Source organism: Delftia sp. PX-1 (assembly GCF_055797465.1).
The window spans coordinates 923,423-945,548 of the sequence record NZ_CP184763.1 but is presented as its reverse complement, the minus strand read 5'-3'; the positions used below and the strand labels follow the sequence as shown (position 1 = coordinate 945,548).

At 66.9% G+C, this 22,126-nt stretch carries 15 protein-coding genes and 2 pseudogenes; 11 read left to right on the top strand and 6 right to left on the bottom strand.

The window, feature by feature from the left end; translation table 11 throughout:
- Positions 1-13: 13 nt before the first annotated feature.
- The 4 genes from sbcD (at position 14) to ACN20X_RS04340 (ending at position 6,621) form a co-directional block, all read left to right on the top strand.
- The gene (gene sbcD, locus ACN20X_RS04355; RefSeq protein WP_473210317.1) at positions 14-1,291 is read left to right on the top strand and encodes an exonuclease subunit SbcD; all 1,278 of its coding nucleotides are present in this window, start codon (positions 14-16) and stop codon (positions 1,289-1,291) included.
- On the top strand, positions 1,288-4,785 hold the full coding sequence (locus ACN20X_RS04350; RefSeq protein WP_473210316.1) for an SbcC/MukB-like Walker B domain-containing protein: 3,498 nt from the start codon (positions 1,288-1,290) through the stop codon (positions 4,783-4,785). Before sbcD ends, ACN20X_RS04350 begins: the two co-directional genes overlap by 4 nt.
- Positions 4,786-4,867: 82 nt before the next feature.
- Positions 4,868-5,806, top strand: coding sequence for a GSU2403 family nucleotidyltransferase fold protein (locus ACN20X_RS04345; protein ID WP_473210315.1), 939 nt, complete (start codon positions 4,868-4,870; stop codon positions 5,804-5,806).
- A gap of 206 nt (positions 5,807-6,012) precedes the next feature.
- Complete coding sequence (locus ACN20X_RS04340; protein WP_473210314.1) at positions 6,013-6,621, top strand: hypothetical protein; 609 nt, start codon at positions 6,013-6,015, stop codon at positions 6,619-6,621.
- A gap of 102 nt (positions 6,622-6,723) precedes the next feature.
- Here ACN20X_RS04340 and ACN20X_RS04335 read toward each other — a convergent pair whose 3' ends face one another.
- The 3 genes from ACN20X_RS04335 to ACN20X_RS04325 form a co-directional block, all read right to left on the bottom strand.
- The gene (locus ACN20X_RS04335; protein ID WP_133074009.1) at positions 6,724-7,182 is read right to left on the bottom strand and encodes an RDD family protein; all 459 of its coding nucleotides are present in this window, start codon (positions 7,180-7,182) and stop codon (positions 6,724-6,726) included.
- 113 nt (positions 7,183-7,295) lie between these two features.
- A complete protein-coding gene (locus ACN20X_RS04330; RefSeq protein WP_473210313.1) occupies positions 7,296-8,360 on the bottom strand; it encodes an asparaginase in 1,065 nt (354 codons plus the stop codon).
- 109 nt (positions 8,361-8,469) lie between these two features.
- Entirely contained in the window at positions 8,470-8,976 is a 507-nt protein-coding gene (locus ACN20X_RS04325) for a glutathione peroxidase (RefSeq protein WP_046988514.1), read from the bottom strand.
- A gap of 233 nt (positions 8,977-9,209) precedes the next feature.
- Here ACN20X_RS04325 and ACN20X_RS04320 point away from each other — a divergent pair, with 233 nt between their 5' ends.
- From ACN20X_RS04320 to ACN20X_RS04310, 3 genes and pseudogenes are all read left to right on the top strand, one after another.
- Positions 9,210-9,779: a ferritin-like domain-containing protein gene (locus ACN20X_RS04320; protein ID WP_017405563.1), complete on the top strand. Its 570-nt coding sequence runs from the start codon at positions 9,210-9,212 to the stop codon at positions 9,777-9,779.
- Between the two features lie 163 nt (positions 9,780-9,942).
- Entirely contained in the window at positions 9,943-12,468 is a 2,526-nt protein-coding gene (locus tag ACN20X_RS04315) for a penicillin-binding protein 1A (protein ID WP_473210312.1), read from the top strand.
- Between the two features lie 327 nt (positions 12,469-12,795).
- Positions 12,796-13,056: pseudogene (locus tag ACN20X_RS04310) on the top strand (helix-turn-helix domain-containing protein); the annotation flags it as partial.
- Between the two features lie 30 nt (positions 13,057-13,086).
- Here the strand turns inward: ACN20X_RS04310 and ACN20X_RS04305 are convergent.
- A protein-coding gene (locus ACN20X_RS04305; RefSeq protein WP_232357001.1) for an IS3 family transposase occupies positions 13,087-14,345 on the bottom strand; the annotation gives its coding sequence in 2 pieces (ribosomal slippage) (positions 13,087-14,015 and positions 14,015-14,345; 1,260 coding nt in all).
- A 71-nt stretch (positions 14,346-14,416) separates the two neighbouring features.
- Between ACN20X_RS04305 and ACN20X_RS04300 the strand changes: the two are divergent.
- Positions 14,417-15,346 (top strand): annotated as a pseudogene (locus tag ACN20X_RS04300) (transposase); the annotation flags it as partial.
- 427 nt (positions 15,347-15,773) lie between these two features.
- Here ACN20X_RS04300 and ACN20X_RS04295 read toward each other — a convergent pair.
- A complete protein-coding gene (locus tag ACN20X_RS04295; protein WP_016449410.1) occupies positions 15,774-16,553 on the bottom strand; it encodes a tyrosine-protein phosphatase in 780 nt (259 codons plus the stop codon).
- Positions 16,554-16,771: 218 nt separating this feature from the next.
- Positions 16,772-19,687, bottom strand: a complete 2,916-nt coding sequence (locus ACN20X_RS04290; protein WP_154836132.1) for a DNA topoisomerase III — start codon at positions 19,685-19,687, stop codon at positions 16,772-16,774.
- Positions 19,688-19,815: 128 nt separating this feature from the next.
- Between ACN20X_RS04290 and ACN20X_RS04285 the strand changes: the two genes are divergently transcribed.
- Genes ACN20X_RS04285 through ACN20X_RS04275 form a run of 3 tightly spaced genes read left to right on the top strand, consistent with a single transcriptional unit; the run spans position 19,816 to position 22,059 of the window.
- Positions 19,816-20,466 (top strand): SET domain-containing protein, encoded by a 651-nt coding sequence (locus tag ACN20X_RS04285; RefSeq protein WP_026062805.1) that lies wholly within the window; start codon positions 19,816-19,818, stop codon positions 20,464-20,466.
- Positions 20,463-21,293 (top strand): biotin--[acetyl-CoA-carboxylase] ligase, encoded by an 831-nt coding sequence (locus ACN20X_RS04280; RefSeq protein WP_473210311.1) that lies wholly within the window; start codon positions 20,463-20,465, stop codon positions 21,291-21,293. The genes ACN20X_RS04285 and ACN20X_RS04280 overlap by 4 nt, the downstream gene beginning before the upstream one ends.
- 34 nt (positions 21,294-21,327) lie before the next feature.
- Positions 21,328-22,059 carry a hypothetical protein gene (locus ACN20X_RS04275; protein ID WP_047218929.1) on the top strand — a complete coding sequence of 244 codons (732 nt, stop codon included), beginning with the start codon at positions 21,328-21,330 and terminating at the stop codon, positions 22,057-22,059.
- Positions 22,060-22,126 lie beyond the last annotated feature (67 nt).

The following is a 22,126-nucleotide window of genomic DNA, read 5'->3' as shown; positions in this document are numbered from 1 at the left end:
CGATACCGAAACCATGCGCCTTCTTCACACTTCCGACTGGCATCTGGGCCAGCACTTCATGGGCAAGAGCCGCCAGGCAGAGCATGCCGCGCTCATCGACTGGCTGCTGGAGCAGGTCGATGCCCAGGCGGTGGATGCCGTGCTCATCGCGGGCGATATCTTCGACACCGGCGCGCCGCCCAGCTATGCGCGCGAGCTGTACAGCCAGCTCGTGGTGCGCCTGCACGCGGCGGGCGTGGCCCTGCTGCTGCTGGGCGGCAACCATGACTCCGTGGCCACGCTGGCCGAAAGCCGCGAGCTGCTGGCCTGCCTGGACACCACCGTGGTAGCCGCCGTGGGCGAGACGGCCAGCCACGTGGTGGACTTGCCGCTGCGGCGCCTGCCGGGCCAGCCTGCCGCGCCTGGCTGCATCGTCTGCGCCCTGCCCTTCATGCGCCCGCGCGACGTGATGCTGAGCCAGGCGGGCCAAAGCGCCGAGCAAAAACAGCAGGCGCTGCAGGCCGCCATCGAGGCCTGCTACCGCAACGTGCACGACGCCGCCATCGCTCGCCGTGACGCGCTGGCCGCCACACGCGGCGAGCGCCTGCCCATCGTCGCCACGGGCCACCTCACCACCGTGGGCGCCAGCAGCAGCGAGTCCGTGCGCGAAATCTATGTGGGCTCGCTGGACGCGTTTCCCACTTCGGCCTTTCCACCCGCCGACTACGTGGCCCTGGGCCACATCCACCAGCCGCAGAAAGTGGGCGGCCTGGAGCACATCCGCTACAGCGGCTCACCCATTGCGCTGAGCTTTGACGAGGCCCGCCAGTCCAAGCAGATGCTGCTGGTGGACCTGGGCCCCGAAGGGCTGCAGGCCGTCACGCCGCTGCCCGTTCCCTGCTTTCAGCCCATGGCCTCGGTGGCAGGCAGCCTGACCGCCTTGCCGGATCTGATGCGCGCCGCCGCCCAGGCCGGCAGCCCTGCACGGCCCGTGTGGTTGGAGGTGGTGGTGGAGCAGGACGACTACCTGCTCCAGCTCACCGACCGCGTGCAGGCCATGGCCGACGAGCTGCCGGTGGAGCTGCTGCGCGTGCGGCGCCAGCGCGGCCGGGCGGTGGCCGGCATGGCCGCCGCCGCTGGCGAGTCGCTGCACGAGATCAGCCCCGCCGACGTCTTCGAGCGCCGCCTGGCGCTGGAAACACTGGAGCCTGGCCTGGCCCAGGCCCTCACCCGGCGCTACCAGGAGGTGGTGGCCGGGCTTGATGCGCCCCACCCAGGCGCCGGCGAACACGGCGAGGAGGCCCGCGCATGAAGATCCTTACGCTGCGGCTCAAGAACCTCAACTCGCTCAAGGGCGAATGGCGCATCGACTTCACGCAGGCACCGTTCGCGGGCAACGGCCTGTTCGCCATCACCGGGGCCACGGGCGCGGGCAAGTCCACCCTGCTCGATGCCATCTGCCTGGCGCTGTACCACGAGACACCGCGCCTGAAGACCATCTCGGCATCCGCCAACGACCTCATGACGCGCCACACGGCCGACTGTCTGGCCGAGGTCGAATTCGAGGTCAAGGGACAGGTCTACCGCGCCTTCTGGAGCCAGCGCCGCGCACGCGACAGGGTGGATGGCGCGCTGCAGGCGCCCAAGGTGGAACTGGCCCGGGGCGACGGCAGCATCCTCAGCAGCCAGACGCGCGACAAGCTGGAGCAGACCGCCGCCATCACGGGGCTGGACTTCGATCGCTTCACCAAGTCCATGCTGCTGGCCCAGGGCGGCTTTGCGGCTTTTCTGCAAGCCAATGCCAATGAGCGCGCCGGCCTGCTGGAAGAGCTGACAGGCACCGAGATCTACGGCCTCATCTCGCAGAAAGTCTTCGAACGCGCCCGCGATGCGCGCCAGCGCCTGGACCAGCTCAAGGCCCAGGCCGATGGCGTGGAGTTGCTGACGCCCGAGGCGCGCGATGCCCTGCATGCCCAGGCCGACAGCCTGGTGACGGAGCAGGCCACGCTGCAGGCCGACTACCTGCGCGCCCAGGCCCAGCACCAATGGCAGCAGCAACTGGCCCAGGCCACCCAGACACTGCAGTCCGCCCGCACCGGCTGCGCAGACGCCGCCCAGGCACTGGAGCAGGCCACGCCCGAACTGGAAAGACTGGCCAACGACGAGCCTGCTCAAGCGCTGCAGCCGCTGCACCAGGCCTGGCAGCGCAGCACCGCCGCCTGCGATGACAGCCGCCAGCAACTGCAGCAACTGCGCGAGCACGAACAGCAGACCCAGACCCGCCTGCTGCTGCAGCACCGCCATGCCCAGGCCCTGTCCGCCCGCCTGGCCCAGGCTGCGCAAGACACCCTGGCCCGCCAGCAGGCCGAGCACCAAACGCTGGAACAGTTCTGCACCCACCATGCAGCCCATGCCCTGCTGGGCGAGCGCCTGGGCAGCTGGCGCCAGCAGTTCAAGCTGCGCGCCAGCCAGCAACAGCAGGCGGCCCACCAGCAGCAGGCCCTGCGCAAGCTGGATGCCGAACAGGCCCGCATGGCGCAAAGCGTCGAAGCCGGCGCGGCCCAGGTCCAAGCCGCCACCGATGCCCAGGCCCGCGCCAGCGCCGCACTCCAGCACGCGCAGGACGAACAGGCGCAGCGCCTTCAAGGCAGCGGCGGCATGGCCGAGCTGCGCGCGCGCGAGCAGGCAGAGCAGGACCGCCTGCACCTGTGGCGCCAGGCAGAAACCCAGGCCGCGCAGCGCCGCGAACTTGCGCGCCAGCAACAGACACTGGCCCGGGAATTGCGCGAAGGCACAGCACTGGCGCAGCAGCAGACGGACACCTGGCAAGCCCTGCGCACGCGCTACATAGACGTGCGAGAACAGGTCCGCGACAAGCAAAAGCTGCTGGCCCAGGAGCAGCGCATCCAAAGCCTGTCCGAGCACCGCCACGCCCTGCAGCCCGGCCAGCCCTGCCCGCTGTGCGGCGCGCAAGAGCACCCGGCCGTGGCCGCCTACGAAGCGCTGGACGCCTCGGCCACCGAAGCCGCGCTGCGCCGCAAGCAGGAGGAACTCGACGCCCTGCAAACCCAGGGCGAAACCGCCCGCGCCACGCTGGCCGCCACCACGGCCGCGCAGGCGGCGCGCCAGCGCCAGGCCGACGAACTGGAACAGGACATCGCACGCTGGCACGACACATGGAACGACACATGGCAGGGCCTCACGCAACCCCTGCAACTCGCGCCAGACAGTTGGCAACAGGCCGACACCCTCGCCGCATCGGCCCAGGCCTGCGCCCGGCAGCTGGACACGCTCAAGCGCGCCGTGCAGGCCGCCGAGCAAGGCGAGCAGGCCGTGCAACAGGCCAAGGACGCCGCCCAGCACAGCCGCCAGACACTGCAGACCGCGCAAGGCCAGCTTGCGCTGCAGCAGCAGGCCCTGGCCGACCACAGCGCACGCCGCGAAGAACTGCAGCAATCCATCGCCGGCCTGCAGGCCGAAGCCCAGGCGCTGAACGCGCAGTTGCAGGCTTCGCTCGGCGAGGCCGGCCACACCCTGCCCGACGACGCCCAGCCCTGGCTTGAAGCGCGCGAAGCCGAATGGCAGCACTGGCAGCAGGCCCGGCACGACCTGCAGCAACTGGCCCAATCGATGGCCTTGCAGCGCAAGGAATGCGAGGCGGCCGAGGCCGATGCGCAGCGCTGGAAAAAGCAGTCGGAAACACAGTGGGAGGCACAGTGCGAGGTGCAGAGAACGGCGCAGCACCATCCCGTCGATACGGCTGTGGCAGAGCCGCCTTCCCTGCCCTTGCCGCCCCTGGAACAGCTGCCGCAGGCCCTGGCCGAATGCGCCAGCGACATCGCCGCTCTCACGCGGCAGCAGGATGCCCTGCAAGGCCAGCAGCAACAGGCCCAGGCCACGCTGGCCCGCCAGCGCGAGGAAGCGGCCAAGGCCGAATCCGCATGGCAGGCCGCCCTGAGCACCAGCCCCTTTGCCGACGAACCCGCCTACCTGCAGGCCCTGCTGCCCGCACCCGAACGCCAGCGCCTGGTCGCGCTGCGCCAGCAACTGCAGGCGGCACAACAGCGCGCTGCCACCCTGCTCGAAGCCGCACAGCGCGAGCACGCGCAACTGCAGGCCCAGGCCCTGACCGAGGCGGCGCCCGAAGAAATCCAGGCCCGCCTGCAAACGCTGGAGGAACGCCGCAACGCACTCAGCGAACAACTGGGCGGCGTCCGCACCCAGCTGGCCGACGACCAGCGCCGCCGCCAGGGCCAGCAGGCCCTGTTCGAGCGCATTGCGGCCCAGGCCAGCGACAGCGAGCTGTGGCAGCACCTGGACGGCCTCATCGGCTCGGCCAAGGGGGACAAATACCGGCGCTTTGCCCAAGGCCTCACGCTGGACCACCTGCTGCACCTGGCCAACCTCCACCTGTCGCGCCTGCACGGCCGCTACCTGCTGCGCCGCAAGCCCGAGGGCGAGCTGGAACTGGACATCGTCGACAGCTGGCAGGGCGACACCCCGCGCGACACGCGCACGCTATCGGGCGGCGAGGCCTTCCTCGTCAGTCTGGCCCTGGCCCTGGCGCTGTCCGACCTGGTCAGCCACAAGACCTCCATCGACTCCCTGTTCCTCGACGAAGGCTTCGGCACGCTCGATGCCGACACGCTGGAGATCGCACTCACCGCGCTGGACCGGCTCAACGACAGCGGCAAGATGATCGGCATCATCAGCCACGTGGAGGCGCTCAAGGAACGCATCGCCGTGCAGGTGCGGGTGGAGAAAGGCGGTGGCGTGGGGCATTCGAGGCTGGTGGTTTCTTCGTGATCCGAAGCGTTTCAAAATCTCTTAGGCTGTTGTTTTTAAAAGAATTTCGGTATAAAAGAGAAATTCTCAAAAAAATACCGAAATGCAAGACCTCCAGCCATCAGCGGCCCGCCAGTACATAGACGCCGTATCCACCTTCGAAGCCCTGGAAGAAGCCCGGGATGAAGGGGCTCAAGTACGCGGTGGCATGTATTGGCATGCGGGTCCGGCGTCGTCTCCTCAATCCAGCTACCTGATCCGCACCACGCCTGCGGGCGCCGAAACCAGCCTCGGTCTTCGCACGCCGGAAACCGAAGCCATCTATGAACGCTTCATGCAGCGCAAACGGGAAAGCGCCGAGCGTTTGGCCGGGCTCAAGGCCGCATTGGCCCAGCACCAGCGACTGAATCGTGCGCTGCGCGTAGGCAGGGTGGACCCGCTGGTGGTGGAGCTGCTCAACCGTCTGTCGATCACCGGGCTGAGTCCGCACTTTCGCGTGGTAGGAACGCATGCGCTTTACGCGTACGAGGCAGCAGCCGGCTTGCGGCTACAGGCAGATGCCCTGGCCACGCGCGACATGGACCTGTTGTGGGATACCCGCAAGCGGCTGCAATTTGCCACGCAACTCGCCCGCGTAGACAGCTCCATGCTCGGCGTACTGAAGAAGGTGGACAGCACGTTCCGCCTGCGCAAAAGCCAGCTCTACACGGCCGTCAACAAAGACGGTTTTGAAGTGGACATCATCCGTCGCGAACGTGTGGCAGACGATCCCCACCCCATCAAACTCAGCGACGCCGAGGAAGACTTCTGGGTGGCCCAGGCCAGGCGTGCCAACGTGCTGCTGGATGCGCCACCGTTTTCAGCCGTCATCGTCGCCAGCAATGGAGCCATGGCGCGCATGCATACCGTCCACCCGGCAACCTTCGTCGCGTTCAAGCGATGGATGGCCGGCCTGCGCGAGCGAGAGGCCATCAAGCGCACGCGGGATGTACTGCAAGCGGACGTGGTGCAAGCGCTGGTGGACGGGTACTTGCCTCCATGAGTGCTTTCGGATACGTCTGAGACCTGTGCAATTTGTGAGCAGGCAGGCCTGGGTTCAACGCACATATGGGAAGTCATTGCGTGCCACTGCTTTGCTCTGCTCTGCAGCTCAATACAGAACTGTCACCAAACTGCCTCCCAACGCCTGCACCATCCTGCGGGCACGGCCTGCGTGGCCGCCGTTCACTCCTTTTCAAGGACCGTTCCATGCAAGTGCGCTTTCCCAATCCCTTCGGCCTGGCCCTGCCCGACGCCCAGGCGGTGCGCGAATACCAGGCCGCGCAAGGCTTCTCCGACGCCTACGCGCAGTTCCTGATCACGCAGAACGGCCTGGACTTCGACCGGCTCGAAGCGGCGCCCGACCGCGAGGACTACCTGCAGGCCGACGACGAGACCGGCGACAACCACGCTTGGCTGCGCACCCTGCACCACTTCCGCGCAGGCTCGGAGCACTACGACGTGGAGGACCACCAGCGCGAGAACCTGTTTGCCGCGCACTTCATGGTCATTGGCCATGACCCCGGCGGCAACCCCTTCGTGGAAGTGCTGCACGGCGCCTTCAAGGGCCGCATCGGCAGCCTGGACCATGAGCTGTTTGCAGGCTGCGAGGACCTGGAGCAGTTCCTCGAAGAAATGGAACTGAGCGGCTTTGCCGCCGCCAGCGTGGACGAGCAGACCGACATGCTTTGCGACGAAGACCAGGGCCTGATCTGGTTCCACGCCCGCAGCCTGGACAGCTTCTTGCAGCAATGCGTGTTCTGCGACGAGGACGGCTCGGGCTTCGTGGTGGACGAGCCGGGGTTGGAAGAGGATTGAGCCACGGGGCGGGCCTTGCCCGCAACCTGGCAGACAGCCAGAAGGCGTTGAAGCAGGCCGAGGCACAAACGGCCAGCGCGCTGGAGCAGTGCGATGTGGATATCAGTGGAACTTCACCGGCTGCACGCCCCGGTGCTTGGGCCTGACCACCACGGTGCCCGCAATCTTGTCGTGCCAGCCTTGCTTGCGCGGGTCAAAGGCCACCCAGATCAGCCCCAGGCACAGCGGGATGATGGACACGAAATAGGCCAGGTAGCGAATGACGGCCTGCCGTGTGCTCATGTCCGCGCCGGTCTGCGCGTCCACGATCCTGGCGGAGATGATCATCTTGCCCGGCGTCGCCTGTTTCTTGATCCAGAAGATGACGACGGCAATGGCAGGCAGCACCCAGGAGATGACGAAATCGGCCGGGCCGTGCAACAGTTTTTCGGAATCCAGGTATTCCCATCCGTAGATGGAGATCAGGGCCGGCAGCATGAGCACGAGCAGGATCACGGTGTCGATCAGCGCGGCGCCGGTGCGGGCCCAGAAGCCTACGTATTCGAGATCGTCATCCTGCATGGTGCGCCCTGGTTGGCATATGGGGCTGCCAGTGTGCCACCTCGGTGCCCCGCCAGAAATGCCGCGCAAGGCCAGGGCCTGCGCGGCAGCGTTGCGGCGGCCTGTCGGTCGAACTATCGATCAAATACCGCCTGCAGGTCCTTCTGCCCCGTCACGCCGGACTGCAGCGCCAGCATCAGCAGGATCCGCGCCTTGGGCGCGCGCAGGTCGTCGGCCATGACGGCACCGGCCTCGAACGAGGTCTTGCCGCCGCCCTCGAAGCCGTAGCTGGGCATGACGCGGCCGTTGTGCACGCGCGTGCTGACGACCACGGGCACGTTCTTGCCGATGGCGTACTTGGCGGCATCGAGCATGGCGACGTTCATGTTGCCCATGCCCAGGGCGTCGATGACGATGCCCTTGACGCCACGGTCCACCGCCTGGCGCACGGCCTGGCCGTTGGCACCGCCGTACATGGGGAAGATTTCCACCTCGGGCATGGTCTGCGCCTGGATGGGCAGGTGCTGGCGGCGCGCGGGGGCGGAGGCGAAGCTGACGCGGTCCGGGTAGACCTCGCCCAGAAAGCCGAATTCACCCGAGCGGAAGGTCTCCACGTTGGCCGTGTGTGTCTTGGTGACGTAGCGCGCGGCGTTGATCTGGTTGTTCATGGCCAGCATGGCGCCCTTGTCGCGCGCCTTGGGGTCCACGGCGATGCGCACGGCGTTGAGCAGGTTGCGCGGGCCGTCGAAGTCGGACACCGAGGCATTGCGCTGCGCGCCGATGAGCACGACGGGCTTGGACGACTGCACGGTCAGGTCCAGCCAGAAGGCGGTTTCCTCCAGCGTGTCCGTGCCGTGCGAGACGATGGCGCCAGCCACCTCAGGGCGGGCCAGCGCGGCCTGTACGGCCTGGGTAAGCTGCACCCAGCGGGCCGGGTCCATGTAGTCGGAGGGCACGTTGGACAGGTTGTTGACCTGGATGCGCGCGTACTTGCCCACGTCGGGCACGGTGGCCAGCAGGTCGTCGCCCGAGATCGCGGGCACGGGCGCGTTCTTGACCGGGTCGATCTTCATGGCAATGGTGCCGCCCGTGGCGATGAACTGGACCACGGGCTTGCCCTGGGCGGCGGCGCTGGTAGCAATCATGGGCAGGGTGCAGGCAGTGAGCAGGGCGAGGGCGGTGCGGCGGAAGGCTTTCACGGGTGTTGTCTCCTTGTTGTGATGTCAAGGAGCATGCTAACCATGGCTTGCGGCCGGCCCGCGCTGCCGGCCCTGCGTGAAACCCTGATGGACAGGCGCGGTCAGCGCATCAAAGCGCCAGCGCGGCCTCGATGTCCGTGGACAGCTTGGCCGGCGCATCCTGCGGCGCATAGCGGCGGATGACCTGGCCGTCGCGGCCGACGAGGAATTTGGTGAAGTTCCACTTGATGGCCTTGGTGCCCAGCACGCCCGGCGCCTCGGCCGTGAGCCAGCGGTACAGCGGGTGGGCGTTGGCGCCGTTGACGTCGATCTTGCCCATGAGCGGAAAGCGCACGCCAAAGTTCAGGTCGCAGAAACTGGCGATTTCCGATTCGCTGCCCTTTTCCTGGGAACCGAACTGGTTGCACGGAAAGCCCAGCACCACCAGGCCGCGCTCGCCGTACTGCTCATGCAGCGCCTGCAGTCCCGCGTACTGCGGCGTGAAGCCGCAGGCGCTGGCGGTGTTGACGATGAGCAGCACCTTGCCACGGTAGTCCGACAGGGGGACGGCCTGGCCCGTGATGGAGGTGGCCTCGAAGTCGTAGGTCGAGCGGGGCGCGGCGGCGGTGTCATTCATGCGGATGCTCCTGAAGTGGAGCATCCATGGTAGCGCCGGGACACCCGGGGGCGCGCTGGCCGGGCATGGGGATGCGGACTTGTCTCACAGACAGCAGGCGGCCAAAAACTTACCTTGGAAGGCAACAGGCGGGCACAGCGGCCCGCCTGGTCCCGTTTCGCTGGCAGGTGTTTACAAGCCGCATAGGCGCATGCCTGCCGTAGTTTCCGTCCCACGATGAAGAGACCACCTGTATGAACGCCAACAGCACCCCCACGAAGCAAGCCAAATCCAACCCCGGCAACGGCCACCTGGCGCTGGACCCCAAGGCCCTGGAGGCTGCCAAGCGCAGCCTGGACGATGGCGCCGTGACCCCGCATTTCGGGCCCTGGCGCGAGGACATCATCAAGCTGCTCAATGACTCGCTGGCCACCGAGCTGGTGTGCGTGATGCGCTACAAGCGCCATCACTTCACCGCCGTGGGTCTGGCCTCGCCGGCCATCGCCGACGAGTTCCTGGTCCATGCCAACGAGGAAATGGCCCACGCCGACAAGCTGGCCCAGCGCATCGTGCAGCTGGGCGGCGAGCCCGACTTCAACCCCCAGACGCTGACCCAGCGCAGCCATGCCGACTACAACGGCGAGACGGACCTGAAGGCCATGATCCGCACCAACCTGATCGCCGAGCGCGTGGCCATCGAGGCCTACAGCCAGATGATCGACCTGATCGGCGACAAGGACCCCACCACGCGCCGGCTGATCGAATCCATCCTGGAGCAGGAGCAGGAGCATGCGGACGAGCTGTCCGACTGGCTGGAGAAATAAGCACTTCCCGCCAGTACACGCCAGCCCGACAATACCGGGGCTTGGCCCATAGGCAAGGCACCCCGCGCGAGCGGGGTGCCGTTTTTTTGGGCATTCTCTAGCCTTCGCGGAATGGTCCCGCCCTATCGGCCCTGATGTCCTGTCATCAGGGCCGTCTTGCAATATGCGCTTTTCTTTCAATGACTTGAAGCTGCCCGACGCTGTGCTCGCAGCCTGGCAAAGGCTGCTGGCCAGCCGCATCGGCCAGCGCGTGGCGGCCCTGCCCTGGTGGCACCGCTGGCCCACGCGACGCGAATGGCTGCTGTTCGCCGCTGCGCTGCCGCTGCTGTTCGCGCTGTATGTGCTGGCCCTGATCCCGTTCACGCCCGGCATCCGCGACATACGCAAGGCCAAGCTGGAGCAGCCAGCCCAGATCATGAGCGCGGATGGCAAGCAGCTCGCGCAGTTCAAGCGCAGCAACCGGCAGTGGGTGAAGCTCGACGAGATGTCGCCCTCGGTGATCAAGGCGCTGATCGCCACCGAGGACCACCGCTTCTACGAGCACCACGGCATGGACTGGCGCCGCACGCTGGGCTCGGTGGTGCACACGCTGCGCGGCGATCCGCAGGGCGGCTCCACCCTCACCCAGCAGCTCGCCCGCAACCTGTACCCGACCGAAATCGGCCGCGCGCCCACGCTCAACCGCAAGCTCAAGGAGGCGATCACGGCCTTCAAGATCGAGGCGCTCTACACCAAGGACGAGATCCTCGAGACCTATCTGAACACCGTGCCCTTCCTCTACAACGCCTTCGGCATAGAGATGGCGGCGCGCACCTATTTCGACAAACCGGCCGCGCGGCTGACGGTGCTGGAAAGCGCCACGCTGGTGGGCATGCTCAAGGGCACGAGCTACTACAACCCCGTGCTCAACCCCGACCGCGCGCTGTACCGCCGCAACACGGTGCTGTCGCAAATGGTCAAGCGCGGCGTGCTGCAGGAGGCCGAGTTCGCCCAGCTCAAGAAGCGCCCCATGCGCATCAACTTCGAGCGCCAGGAAGAGCCCCTGGGCATGGCGCCGCACTTCGCGCAGCATCTGCGCAAGTGGCTGATCGACTGGGCCGACCGCAACGACTACAACATCTACACCGATGGCCTGGTGGTGCACACCACCATCGACTCACGCCTGCAGAACTGGGCCAACCAGGCCGTGGCGCGCCAGACGCGCACGCTGCAGGGCGTGGCCAATGGCGCCTGGAGCCAGCGCGACGGCTGGAACGCCTCCAACCCGCTGGTGCAGCAACTCGTGCGAGAGACCCCCGCCTGGCGTGCCGCGCGCAAACGCGCGGACAGCCAAGGCAAGGACAAGGCAACGGACAAGGACAGCGAGGAAGATACCCTCAAGGCCCTGCTGGCCGACAAGGCCTTCATGAAGCAGCTGCGCGAGGACAAGACCCGCGTGCAGGCAGGCTTCGTGGCGCTGAACCCGGCCACCTCCGAAGTGCTGGCATGGGTAGGCAGCCGCGACTTCACGCAGGACGCCTACGACCACGTGCAGCAGGCACGGCGCCAGCCCGGCTCCACCTTCAAGCCCTTTGTCTATGGCGCCGCGCTGCAGCAGGGCGCCACCCCCGGCGACAAGCGCGTGGACAGCCCCGTGGAAATCAAGCTGCCCGGCGGCGAAGTCTGGCGTCCCACCGACGCCACGCCCCCCACGGGCCGCGAGATGACGCTGCGCGACGCCCTGGCCTACTCCAAGAACACCATCACCGCCGAAGTCATGCAGTCCGTGGGCCCCGCCCGCGTGGCACGCCTGGCCCGCGCCCTGGGCGTGCGCCAGAGCCCGCTGGACGAGGTTCCCGCCCTGGCCCTGGGCAGCAGCCCGGTGTCACTGCTGGAGATGGTCAACGCCTATGCCAGCCTGGCCCACGGTGGCCGCTGGCTGCCACCCATGATGGTCACGCGCATCGAGGACGCCGACGGCAAGGTCATCGCCGAATTCAGCCCGCCCAAGCCCGAGCGCGCGCTGGACGAAGACCACGCCTACGCCCTGGTGGACATGCTGCGCGCCGTGGTGGACAAAGGCACGGCCGTGGCCGTGCGCCAGCGCTACGGCATCCACGCCGACGTGGCCGGCAAGACCGGCACCACCCAGGGCAATGCCGATGGCTGGTTCATCCTCATGCACCCGGAAATCGTCACCGGCGCCTGGGCCGGCTTCAACGACGCGCGCATCACCCTGCGCAGCGACCGCTGGGGCCAGGGCTCGCGCAGCGCCCTGCCCATGGTGGGAGACTTCATGTCCCGCGCCCTGCGCAGCCCCGTCATCGACGCCAAGGCCCGATTCGAGCCACCCGAACAAAGCCACTGGTGGTCCGACATGGTCGGCCGCCTGCGCGAACGCATGCAGGGCTGGTGGCCCGACCAGCAGCCGCCCGCCCAGCCCGGCCAACCCGCCACCCCGGAGCCGGCGCCGCCCCCTGAACCCGCACCCGAGCCCACGGAGCCACCCGGCCCGGGCCTGTCGCCCGGCGAGGAAATCATAGAAAGCACCCCCGCCCTGCCCGCCCCCAGCATCCCCCTCACCCAGGGCACGCTGGGCCCCACGGACCAGCGCGCAGTGCAGGAAGCCACCCCCGCCACACCCGCCCTGCCCGGCGGCGAAGACGCCCCCGCAGGCACCGGCGTGGTGATCACGCCGATCCAGCCCTGACCCGGCTGGCTGTTGGCTGTTGGCTGTCGCCAGCCTCCCCCTTCTGCCCACGCCTGCGTTGGGCGGGATGCGGGGCGGCAAGCCTGCCGAAGGACAGGCTTGCTTCGTTGTCTAGCTCGCCGTGATGTTTGAGTGAAGCGCGCAGCGCGCAACGAGTTTCACGGCGCACCCCGCATCCCGCACAACGCAGGTCGCCCGCAGCGAAGCGAAGGGTCGTGGGCAGTGGGGGGTACGACTCACACTCATAGGTGACACATCAGTACAAGGACATGGGTAACAGATCCAAGCTTGGCAGCTGGAGCCAACAGCAGCCAAGGAGCGATCACCATGCCCTGGAAGGAGTGCGCACCCATGGACGAGAAACTGCTCTTCATAGCCGACCATCTGCGCAGTGGCGTGCCGCTGAGCGAGCTGTGCAGGCGCTACGGCATCAGCCGCAAGACGGCCTACAAGTGGGTTGAGCGATACCGCCAACTGGGCATGGATGGATTCCAAGAGCGCAGTCGCAGGCCCCACGGGAACAATCAGGCGATCAGCTATGCACAGCGCCGGGCCATCATTGAGCTGCGCACGCAGCAAAGGTCACAGTGATGTTGCCCCCGTATTCCCGACCCCGCCCTATTCGCAATAAAGCACTTGGTCAGCCCCTGCAGCCTGTTGCCGCCTGAACTCCCGAGGCGAACGCATTTTCAACGAAGAATGCGGATGCACCTCGTTGAAGTGCTCGAAGGCCGCTGGCAGTTGTGCCAGTACCGTCTGCGCGTCACTTAGGTCCATGCGCGCCACATAGTCGCGCTTGAAGGTGTTGACGAAGCTCTCGGCCATGCCGTTGCTCTGCGGGCTGCAGACGGGCGTGTTGATGGGCTTCAGGCCCAGCGCGCGTGCCAGTGCCCTCGTTTCGGAGGCGATGTAGGCACCGCCGTTGTCACTGAGGAACTCCAACTCCTGGCCCTGCGGGACCGCTTCGACCGAGCCGAATCGGCGTTCGACGGCCTCGATGAGCATCTCGCGAACCGGCTCGCCTGGCAGTCCCTTGCCCTCCCATGCACGCCAAGCCAGCACCTCACGGTCGCAGCAGTCCTTGGCGAAGGCGGCTGTCACGGTCTGCCCTGAATCGCACTTGATTTCCAGACCATCGGAGCACCATCGAAGGTCGCTGCGCGAGACCGCAACACGGCCCTCATGCGTGCGTGCGGACTGGCGGCGGCGAGGCGCCTTGGGCAGCAGCAAAGCGGCTTGTGCCATGACGCGATAGACGCGTTTGGCGTTGACCCTCGGGGCGCCCCGTGCCGCACGCTGGCGGTTCACCAAGGCACAGGCACGTCGGTAGCCATAGCTGGGCAAGTCGGCAATTTCCTGGCGCAGTTCGGCGAGCAGCCCGGCATCGTCGCTGGGTGTGCGATGGCTGCGGCCATCGGTCCAGTCTTCACCGCGCCCAAGCAGCTCGCGCACATGCGAGCGCGCCAGCCCCATCGTCCTGCAGACCGTCTTCACTGGTCGTCCCCGGGCAACAAGGGCGAGCGCGCAATCCACTTTTTTTCTGCGGCGTACTCCACGGCTTCCTTGAGGATTTCGTTCTCCAAGGTTTTCTTGCCGAGCACGCGCTGCAGCTTGGCGATTTCCGCGCGGGCAGCCGCCAGTTCGGATGCGGGCACGACTGCCTCGCCAGCGGAGACGGCGGTCAAAGCCCCCTGGCGTTCGAGCTTGCGCCACTGGAACAGCAGTCCAGCCGAAACGCCTTCCTGCCGAGCGACCAATGACACGCTCATGCCTGGTTCGTAGGTTCGGCGCACCAGCGCCGCCTTCTCTGCGAGAGACCAGCGCCTGCGGCGCTGGTCCTTCACGACTACCTCGATTGACTCCGTATGCCTAGTCATATGCACAGTCCTGTTCCTATCTTCAAAGATAAGCGATAGGACGGGGCCGGGGAATCAGGGGGCTATTTCACCAGATGGGGCCCAAGAAGCTGCACGCTTTGCTCCTGCAGCGTTGGGGCCCACAGGAGACACCCAGCAAAACCACCATCTACAACGTGCTGAAGGCTGAGGGGCTTGTTTGCAGCAGGCGTGTACGCAGACGCTCGGTGCCTACGGCCCAGCCCTTGCGAACGAGCAAGCAGCCCAATGGGGTGTGGAGTGCAGACTACAAAGGCCAGTTCAAGACAGCCGATGGTCACTGGTGCTATCCATTGACCATCATGGACCACGCCAGCCGCTATTTGCTGGCCGTGCATGTCTACGACAGCCCCAACTACGAGGATGCCAAACGCAGCTTCGAACAGGTGTTTCGGCAATACGGACTGCCCGAGCGCATACGCAGTGACAACGGTCCGCCGTTCGCGACTACTGGCGTGGCGGGCCTGTCACGCCTGGCGATATGGTGGATAAGGCTGGGCATCAGGCCGGAGCGCATCGAGAGGGGCAAGCCACAGCAAAACGGTCGCCACGAGCGGATGCACCGCACGCTCAAGCATGCCCTGGGCAAAGAGCCTGCGGCGGACAAAGCGGCATTGCAGATGCAGCTCGATGCCTTTGTGGAGCACTACAACCAGCAGCGCCCGCATGAGGCCTTGCAGCAAAGCATGCCGGCCCAGCATTACAGCGACTCGACCAGGCCATACCCCTCAAAGCTACCCGAGCTGCAGTACCCGAAGCATTGGGAAAGGGTTCGGGTCAGCCACAACGGCTTGATTTACTGGCGAGCGCTGCGGATCTACATCGGCTACCTGCTGGCGGGGCAGTGGATCGGGATGCAGGAGGTGGCCGCTGGCCAGTGGGATGTGTATCTGGGGCCGGTGCGACTGGGCTGCTTCAACGAAGAGGATGTGCGAGGACCCCAGAAGGACTATGTGAGCTTGAAGTGTTACCCATGTCTGTGAGCTGAGTTGTTACCCATGTCCTTGACACGTACAGGGCGCGCTTCTTTGCCTACTTTCTTATCGCGCGATAAGAAAGTAGGTCGGCCGCCGGGCCGAAACCCGGCCTCGAAAAACAACCACCCGGCAGGGACAAATCCGGCGAAAGAATCAAAGCACAAACCAAGTCACCGCGAAGTCCGCGTATGACTCACATTGGCATCCACAGTCCCAAACACCGTCACCCCACTGGCACTGGACGCCTGGCTCCCCGCAACATCCCCAGGCACCCCGCCCGCACAACCAGCCAGCCCCACACTCAGGGCCACCAGCACCATCGCGGCCAGCTCACGCATGCCGTATTTCATCGCAATCTCCTTGAACTCCGGCGCAACCGACCGGCACAGCCCATGTTAGCCGCGCCACCCTGCCGCCCCGTGAGCGAACGTAATCACCCTTCGAGGTAAAGCGCGGCCAGCCGCTCGCGTGCCGCACTGTCGATGCCCAGCGCATCCCGCAGATACCCTTCCATCCCCCCGAAGTCGGCCCGCACCATGTCGGTGGCGGCCGCAAGGTAGGAGGCCTGCACGCGCCACAGCACATCCATCACTTCGGCTGGCATGGGGGCGAAGGTGGTGGCGGGCCGCTGGTAGAGCTGGTTGGTCAGCAGGTAGTCCTGCATCACGGTGTCCTCGTCCACGCCCAGCGCGGTGAGCAGCAAGGCGGCAGCCCAGCCCGTGCGGTCCTTGCCGGCCGTGCAGTGGAAGACCAGCGGATCCTGGCTGTCCAGCAGCAGCTGGAACAACTGTGCAAAGCGCGGTGCGTAGGCGTGCACGAAGCTGCGGTAGGTGTCCTGCATCAGCTCCTCGGCATGGGCGGCCGTGAGGTCGTTGCCTGCGGCGATCAGGGCACTGGCGCGCTGCACCACGGTGGGCTCGACGATGAGCGCATGGCGGGCAATGCCCGGCCATTCGTAGGCCAGGTGGGCGCTTTCCATCTTGCCCCGGAAGTCCGCGCTGCGCGCGAGCTTCAGGCCCTGCAGCACGTCCAGGTCCGCTGCGCTGAGGCCGGCCAGGTGGTCGGCACGGAACAGCGTGCGCCAGCGCACGCGCCGGCCATCCAGGCCCGCGTAGCCACCGAGGTCTCGGAAGTTGGAGGCGCCGTCCAGGCGGATGGAGCGCGAGGGCGCCGGGGAGGAAGCAGCGGCGGCAGCCGCTGCCGGGGTGAGCATTTCGGTATCCATGCCCGCTAGATTAGCCCAAGCATGTGTTGCCCCCATGTCAGGCCGGCGACCCGCTGGTGTAGAGCTCAAACACTGCCCTCAAAACTGGCGCGCCCCAAAGCCAGGGACACCGAAGAAGGGCCTAAGCCGGCCGCGCCGCCCCGCACCGAGGGTGTCGTCCCCCTCCCTCGCGGAGCGAGTAGAGAGGGGGAAGGCGCGTAAGCGCCTCAGGGGGTGAGATGTTTCCCCACGATGCCGGCCAGCTCGAACATGTTCACGCTGTCCTTGCCGAAGACGGGCCGCAGCTTGTCATCGGCGCGGATGACGCGCTTGTCCTTGGGGTCCTGCAGGTTCTGGGCCTTGACGTATTCCCACAGCTTCTTGACCACTTCGGTACGCGCCACCGTGCCTTCGCCGATGACGGCGGCCAGGGCCGCGCTGGGCTGCAGCGTGCCGGCCGCCGGCTTGCGCGCGGTCTTGGTGGCCGTCTTTGCCGTGGTCTTGGCCGCGGCCTTCTTGGCAGGCGCCTTCTTGGCCGGCGCGCTCTTGGCGGCCGCCGTCTTGCGCGGCGGGTATTTGCTGTCGCGCTGCTCGAACTCGAAGTTGACCTTGCCGGCCGCGCCATCCCAGACCAGGAAGGCCTTGAAGCTGCGGCGCGTGCGGTTGGAGACGAACTTGTCCAGCAGGTCGGTCTTGCCGGTCTGCAGCAGCTTTTGCATCTGCTCGCGCTCTATGGGCTGCTGCAGGATGATCTGGCCGCTCTTGAAGTCGCAGCTGGGCGTGGCCTGGGCCAGCGTGGGCACGGCCTTGGCGCAGACGTAGTTGCTGCCGTGCTCGAAGACGGGCGCGCCGCACTTGGGGCAGGGGCCCAGCGATTGCTGGCTGGCAAAGTCCACCAGCTCGCCCGTGTCTTCGGAGGCGGCGTCGTCGCCAAAGTCGAACTCGAGCTTGTAGTTGCCGCCTTCCTCATCGCGCACGATGGTGACTTCGGCCACGAAGGGCCAGCCTGCCTTGGAGCGAAAGCCGTCCAGCGGGCCCAGGCGGCGGTCGCGCAGCAGTTGCTCGGCCTCGGCCGTCTCGAAGGTGCGGCCTGCAGGCGACTTGGTGAACGAGAAGCCGCAGCCCGCGCCCTGGCCGTCGCTGCCCGTGCAGCCGTAGCGGCGGTAGTTCTCCTTGACCACGCCGCCGCAGTTGGGGCAAGGCGTGGACAGGGTGGCGTAGTCGCCGGGCACGGTGTCTCGGTCGTATTCCTTGGCCTTCTTGACCAGCTTTTCCGTCATGGCCTGGATCTGCTGCATGAAGGCATCGCGCGAGAGCTGGCCCTTTTCCATCTGCGCCAGCTTGTACTCCCATTCGCCGGTGAGGTCGGCGCGCGAGAGTTCTTCCACGCCCAGGCCGCGCAGCAGGGTCATGAGCTGGAAGGCCTTGGCCGTGGGAATCAGCTCGCGGCCTTCGCGCAGCATGTACTTTTCGGTCAGCAGGCCTTCGATGATGGCCGCGCGCGTGGCAGGCGTGCCCAGGCCCTTTTCCTGCATGGCCTCGCGCAGCTCGTCGTCCTCCACCTGCTTGCCCGCGCTTTCCATGGCGCCCAGCAGCGTGGCTTCGGAGTAGCGCGCGGGCGGCTTGGTCTTGAGGCCCTTGGGATCGACCTGGCCAGCGCGCGGCTGCTCGCCGGGCTGCACCGCGACCAGGGGCTGGCCCTTGTCGCCGTCCTTGCCGCCTTCGACCTCGTTGGCGGCCTCCTTGCCGTAGATGGCCAGCCAACCGGGCTTGACCAGGATCTTGCCTTCGGTCTTGAAGCTGTGCTGCTCGACCTTGCTGATGCGCGTGGTCACCTGGTGCTCGGCACTCGGGAAGAACACGGCCATGAAGCGGCGCACGACGAGGTCATAGAGCTTTTGCTCGGCCTCGGACAGGCCGCTGGGCGCCTGCGTGGTCGGGATGATGGCAAAGTGATCCGACACCTTGCTGTTGTCGAAGATGCGCTTGGTCGGGCGCACATAGTTCTCGTCCAGCGCCTGCTGGGCAAAGGGCGCCAGGTGGCGCATGCCGCTGCCGGCCAGCATGGCGAAGGTCTGGTGCGCCACGGGCACGTAGTCCTCGGGCAGGGCGCGCGAGTCGGTACGCGGGTAGGTCAGGGCCTTGTGGCGCTCGTACAGGCTTTGCGCCAGCGCCAGCGTGGTCTTGGCCGAGAAGCCGAACTTGCCGTTGGCCTCGCGCTGCAGGCTGGTCAGGTCGAACAGCAGCGGGCTGGCCTGGGACGTGGGCTTGGACTCCTCGGTGACCTGGGCCGGCTTGCCGCGCACGGCGTCGGCGATGGCCTGGGCGTCGCGCTGGTTCCAGATGCGGTCGGCGCGGGCTTCCGCATCCTCGCTCTTCTTCCATTGGGGATCGAACCACTTGCCCAGGTACTGGCCGGCCTGCGCGTCGAAGGCGGCATGCACTTCCCAGTAGTCGCGGCTGACGAACTTGCGGATCTTTTCCTCGCGCTCCACCACCAGGGACAGCGTGGGCGTCTGCACGCGGCCCACGGTGGTCAGGAAGAAGCCGCCGTCGCGCGAATTGAAGGCCGTCATGGCGCGCGTGCCGTTGATGCCCACCAGCCAGTCGGCCTCGGAGCGGCTGCGCGCCGCGCTGGCAAGGCCCTGCATCTGGCTGTCGCTGCGCAGGTTCTGGAAGCCGTCGCGGATGGCCTGCGGCGTCATGGACTGCAGCCACAGGCGCTTGACCGGCTTGCCCAGGCCCTTGCCGTCCGGCTTGGCACCTGCAGCGTACTGCTCGATCAGGCGGAAGATCAGCTCACCCTCGCGGCCCGCGTCGCAGGCGTTGATGAGTTCGGTGACGTCCTTGCGCTTGGCCAGCTTGACCACGGCATTGAGCCGGCTCTTGGTCTTGTCCACGGGCTTGAGGTCGAAATACGGCGGAATCACCGGCAGGTTGGCAAAACTCCATTTGCCGCGCTTGACGTCGAATTCCTCGGGCGCCTGGATTTCCACCAGGTGGCCCACGGCGCTGGTCACGACGTAGTGCTCGCTCTCGAAGTATTCATCGTGCTTGTCGAATTTGCCCGCCACCGGAGTCAACGCGCGGACGATGTCCTGCGCGACCGAAGGCTTCTCAGCAATCACCAGGGTCTTTGTCATTGTGTGTACTCGTCATTCCCCGCAGGAGCTGCATGTCGCATGCCTGCGCTTCTACAATCCATGGCTCACGCGTGTACGTACGTGTACGCGCACGCGCATGTGTGCCTATTCAAGTTATCAGAGAAAACATGCCCCGCACAGCTTTGGCCCCTTCCGGCGGCCGCCGTATCCAGACCCGCCGCTCGGGTGTCCATGGCAAGGGCGTCTTCGCCGTGCAGGATCTTGCCGAAGGCGAGGTCCTTGTCGAGTACGTAGGGGAAATCGTCAGCTGGCAGGAAGCCCAGGACAGGCACCCGCACGACCCCAGCCAGCCCAACCATACCTTCTACTTCCACATCGACGAAGACCGCGTGATCGATGCCAACTACGGCGGCAATTCCTCGCGCTGGATCAACCACAGCTGCGCGCCCAACTGCTACACCGACGAGCGCGATGGCCGCATCTTCATCGTCGCACTGCGCAACATCGCCGCCGGCGAGGAGCTGAGCTACGACTACGGCCTGATCATCGACGAACCCTACACCAGGAAGCTGAAGGCCGAGTATCCCTGCTGGTGCGGTGCGGCCACCTGCCGCGGCACGCTGCTGGCGCCCAAGCGCGGCTGGCGTCCGCCCATGCCCGGCGATGCGTTGCCGGCCGGCGCAAAGCCGAAATCGGAAAAGTCTGAAAAGGCAAAGCGGCCCCAAAAACAGCAGGCCCAAGCGCCAAAGCCTTTGGGCAAACCCACCCAAAAGCCGAAGAAGAAATCCGGCACATCCTCGACAAAGGCGGGCGCATGATGGCTTCGTCCCCCATCCACTGGCCTGCGGAGTCGCTGTGGCAGGCCATCGAGCCGCAACTGCCGGGCTTTTCCGTGGAGATCGTGCCCAGCATCGGCTCGACCAATACCGAGCTGATGGCACGCGCCCGCGATGGCCGCAACGAACCCGTGCTGCTGGTGACCGAAGTGCAGACCGCCGGCCGGGGCCGGCTGGGCCGCCAGTGGACCAGCGGCGTGGGCGATTCGCTGACCTTCTCGCTGGGCATGCCGCTGGCGCCTGCCGACTGGTCCGGCCTGTCGCTGGCCGTGGGCCTGAGCGTGGCGCAAAGCCTGCAGCCGCAATTGCCCGCCCCGGGCTCGCAGCGCCCGCGCATCGGCCTCAAATGGCCCAACGACCTGTGGATCGACGGCGACCGCAAGCTCGGCGGCATCCTGATCGAGACCGCCAGCTTTGTCGGCAGCGCCGCGCATGAGCCCGGCACGCCGCGCTACGTGGTCGTGGGCATCGGCCTGAATGTGCGCCCCCGCCCCGGCGACGGCATGCGCACGCCGCCGGCCAGCCTGCTGGAACTGGACGAGCGCCTGGACGCGCCCACCGCCCTGGCCTGCGTGCTGCCGGGACTGGTGTCCGACATCCAGGCCTTTGCCGCCCAGGGCTTTGCGCCGCTGGTGGACCGCTTTGCACAGCGCGACCTGCTGCGCGGGCGCGCCGTCAATCTCAGCGACGGCGAAAGCGGCATGGCCGAAGGCGTGGGCCGCGATGGCGCGCTGCTGGTGCGCACGGCGCGCGGCCTGCAGGTCATCACCAGCTCGGAAATCAGCGTGCGGCCGGCTGCTGTAGGCTAGAGCGATTGATGCACTAGGCCCGCCGAGAAACGACATGCTGCGAATTGCCTTTCTGCTGCTGGTGCTGGCCAATGCCGGCTACTACCTCTGGAGCCACGGCCAGCTCCAGGCCCTGGGCCTGGCCCCCCCGTCCACGACCGAGCCCGAGCGCCTGGCCCAGCAGGTGCGCCCCGAGGCGCTGAGCCTGCTGAGCGTGGACAACGCATCCACCACGCCCTCACCGGCCGCCGCCCCGTCCACGCCAGCGCCGGCCCCCACCCCGGCAGGCGGCGAGGAGCCCGCCCCTGCACCCAGGCCCGCCCAGGCTGCAGGCCAGCCCACCAGCTGCCTGGTGGCCACGGGCATCGAAGACCGCCATGCCGAGGCGCTGCGCCGCGGCCTCATCGCCCAGGTCGCCAGCGACCAATGGGATCTGAGCAGCACGCACCAGCCGGGCCGCTGGATGGTCTACATGGGCAAGTTCCCCGACGCCGAATTCCTGGAACGCAAGCGCGCCGAACTGCGCGCCCGCAAGATCGATTTCGACCGTGCGGGCGGTGCGCTGGAGCCGGGCCTGTCGCTGGGCCGCTTTTCCACCGAGGAAGCGGCCACGCGCGAGCTGACCAACTTCGCGCGCCAGGGCGTGCGCACGGCCCGCGTGGTGCAGGAGCGCCCCGACATCACGCTCTACACCCTGCGCCTGCCCCAGGCCACGGCCGCACTGCGCAGCCAGGTCGAGGCCATGGGCGGCAAGGCCTTCGAGGGCAAGCCGTTCAAACCCTGCTGAACCCGTTGGGCATGCCATGCGAAAAGGCCCGCGATCACAGGATCGCGGGCCTTTTTCATTTCAGCCG

Excerpts from the sequence above, each read along its gene's own strand:
- ACN20X_RS04275 (WP_047218929.1), top strand. The coding sequence starts at position 21,328 with ATGCTGCGAATTGCCTTTCTGCTGCTGGTGCTGGCCAATGCCGGCTAC.
- ACN20X_RS04315 (WP_473210312.1), top strand. The coding sequence starts at position 9,943 with ATGCGCTTTTCTTTCAATGACTTGAAGCTGCCCGACGCTGTGCTCGCA.
- ACN20X_RS04340 (WP_473210314.1), top strand. The coding sequence starts at position 6,013 with ATGCAAGTGCGCTTTCCCAATCCCTTCGGCCTGGCCCTGCCCGACGCC.
- ACN20X_RS04350 (WP_473210316.1), top strand. The coding sequence starts at position 1,288 with ATGAAGATCCTTACGCTGCGGCTCAAGAACCTCAACTCGCTCAAGGGC.
- ACN20X_RS04325 (WP_046988514.1), bottom strand. The coding sequence starts at position 8,976 with ATGAATGACACCGCCGCCGCGCCCCGCTCGACCTACGACTTCGAGGCC.
- ACN20X_RS04285 (WP_026062805.1), top strand. The coding sequence starts at position 19,816 with ATGCCCCGCACAGCTTTGGCCCCTTCCGGCGGCCGCCGTATCCAGACC.
- ACN20X_RS04280 (WP_473210311.1), top strand. The coding sequence starts at position 20,463 with ATGATGGCTTCGTCCCCCATCCACTGGCCTGCGGAGTCGCTGTGGCAG.
- ACN20X_RS04345 (WP_473210315.1), top strand. The coding sequence starts at position 4,868 with ATGCAAGACCTCCAGCCATCAGCGGCCCGCCAGTACATAGACGCCGTA.
- ACN20X_RS04290 (WP_154836132.1), bottom strand. The coding sequence starts at position 19,687 with ATGACAAAGACCCTGGTGATTGCTGAGAAGCCTTCGGTCGCGCAGGAC.
- ACN20X_RS04320 (WP_017405563.1), top strand. The coding sequence starts at position 9,210 with ATGAACGCCAACAGCACCCCCACGAAGCAAGCCAAATCCAACCCCGGC.
- sbcD (WP_473210317.1), top strand. The coding sequence starts at position 14 with ATGCGCCTTCTTCACACTTCCGACTGGCATCTGGGCCAGCACTTCATG.
- ACN20X_RS04335 (WP_133074009.1), bottom strand. The coding sequence starts at position 7,182 with ATGCAGGATGACGATCTCGAATACGTAGGCTTCTGGGCCCGCACCGGC.
- ACN20X_RS04295 (WP_016449410.1), bottom strand. The coding sequence starts at position 16,553 with ATGCTCACCCCGGCAGCGGCTGCCGCCGCTGCTTCCTCCCCGGCGCCC.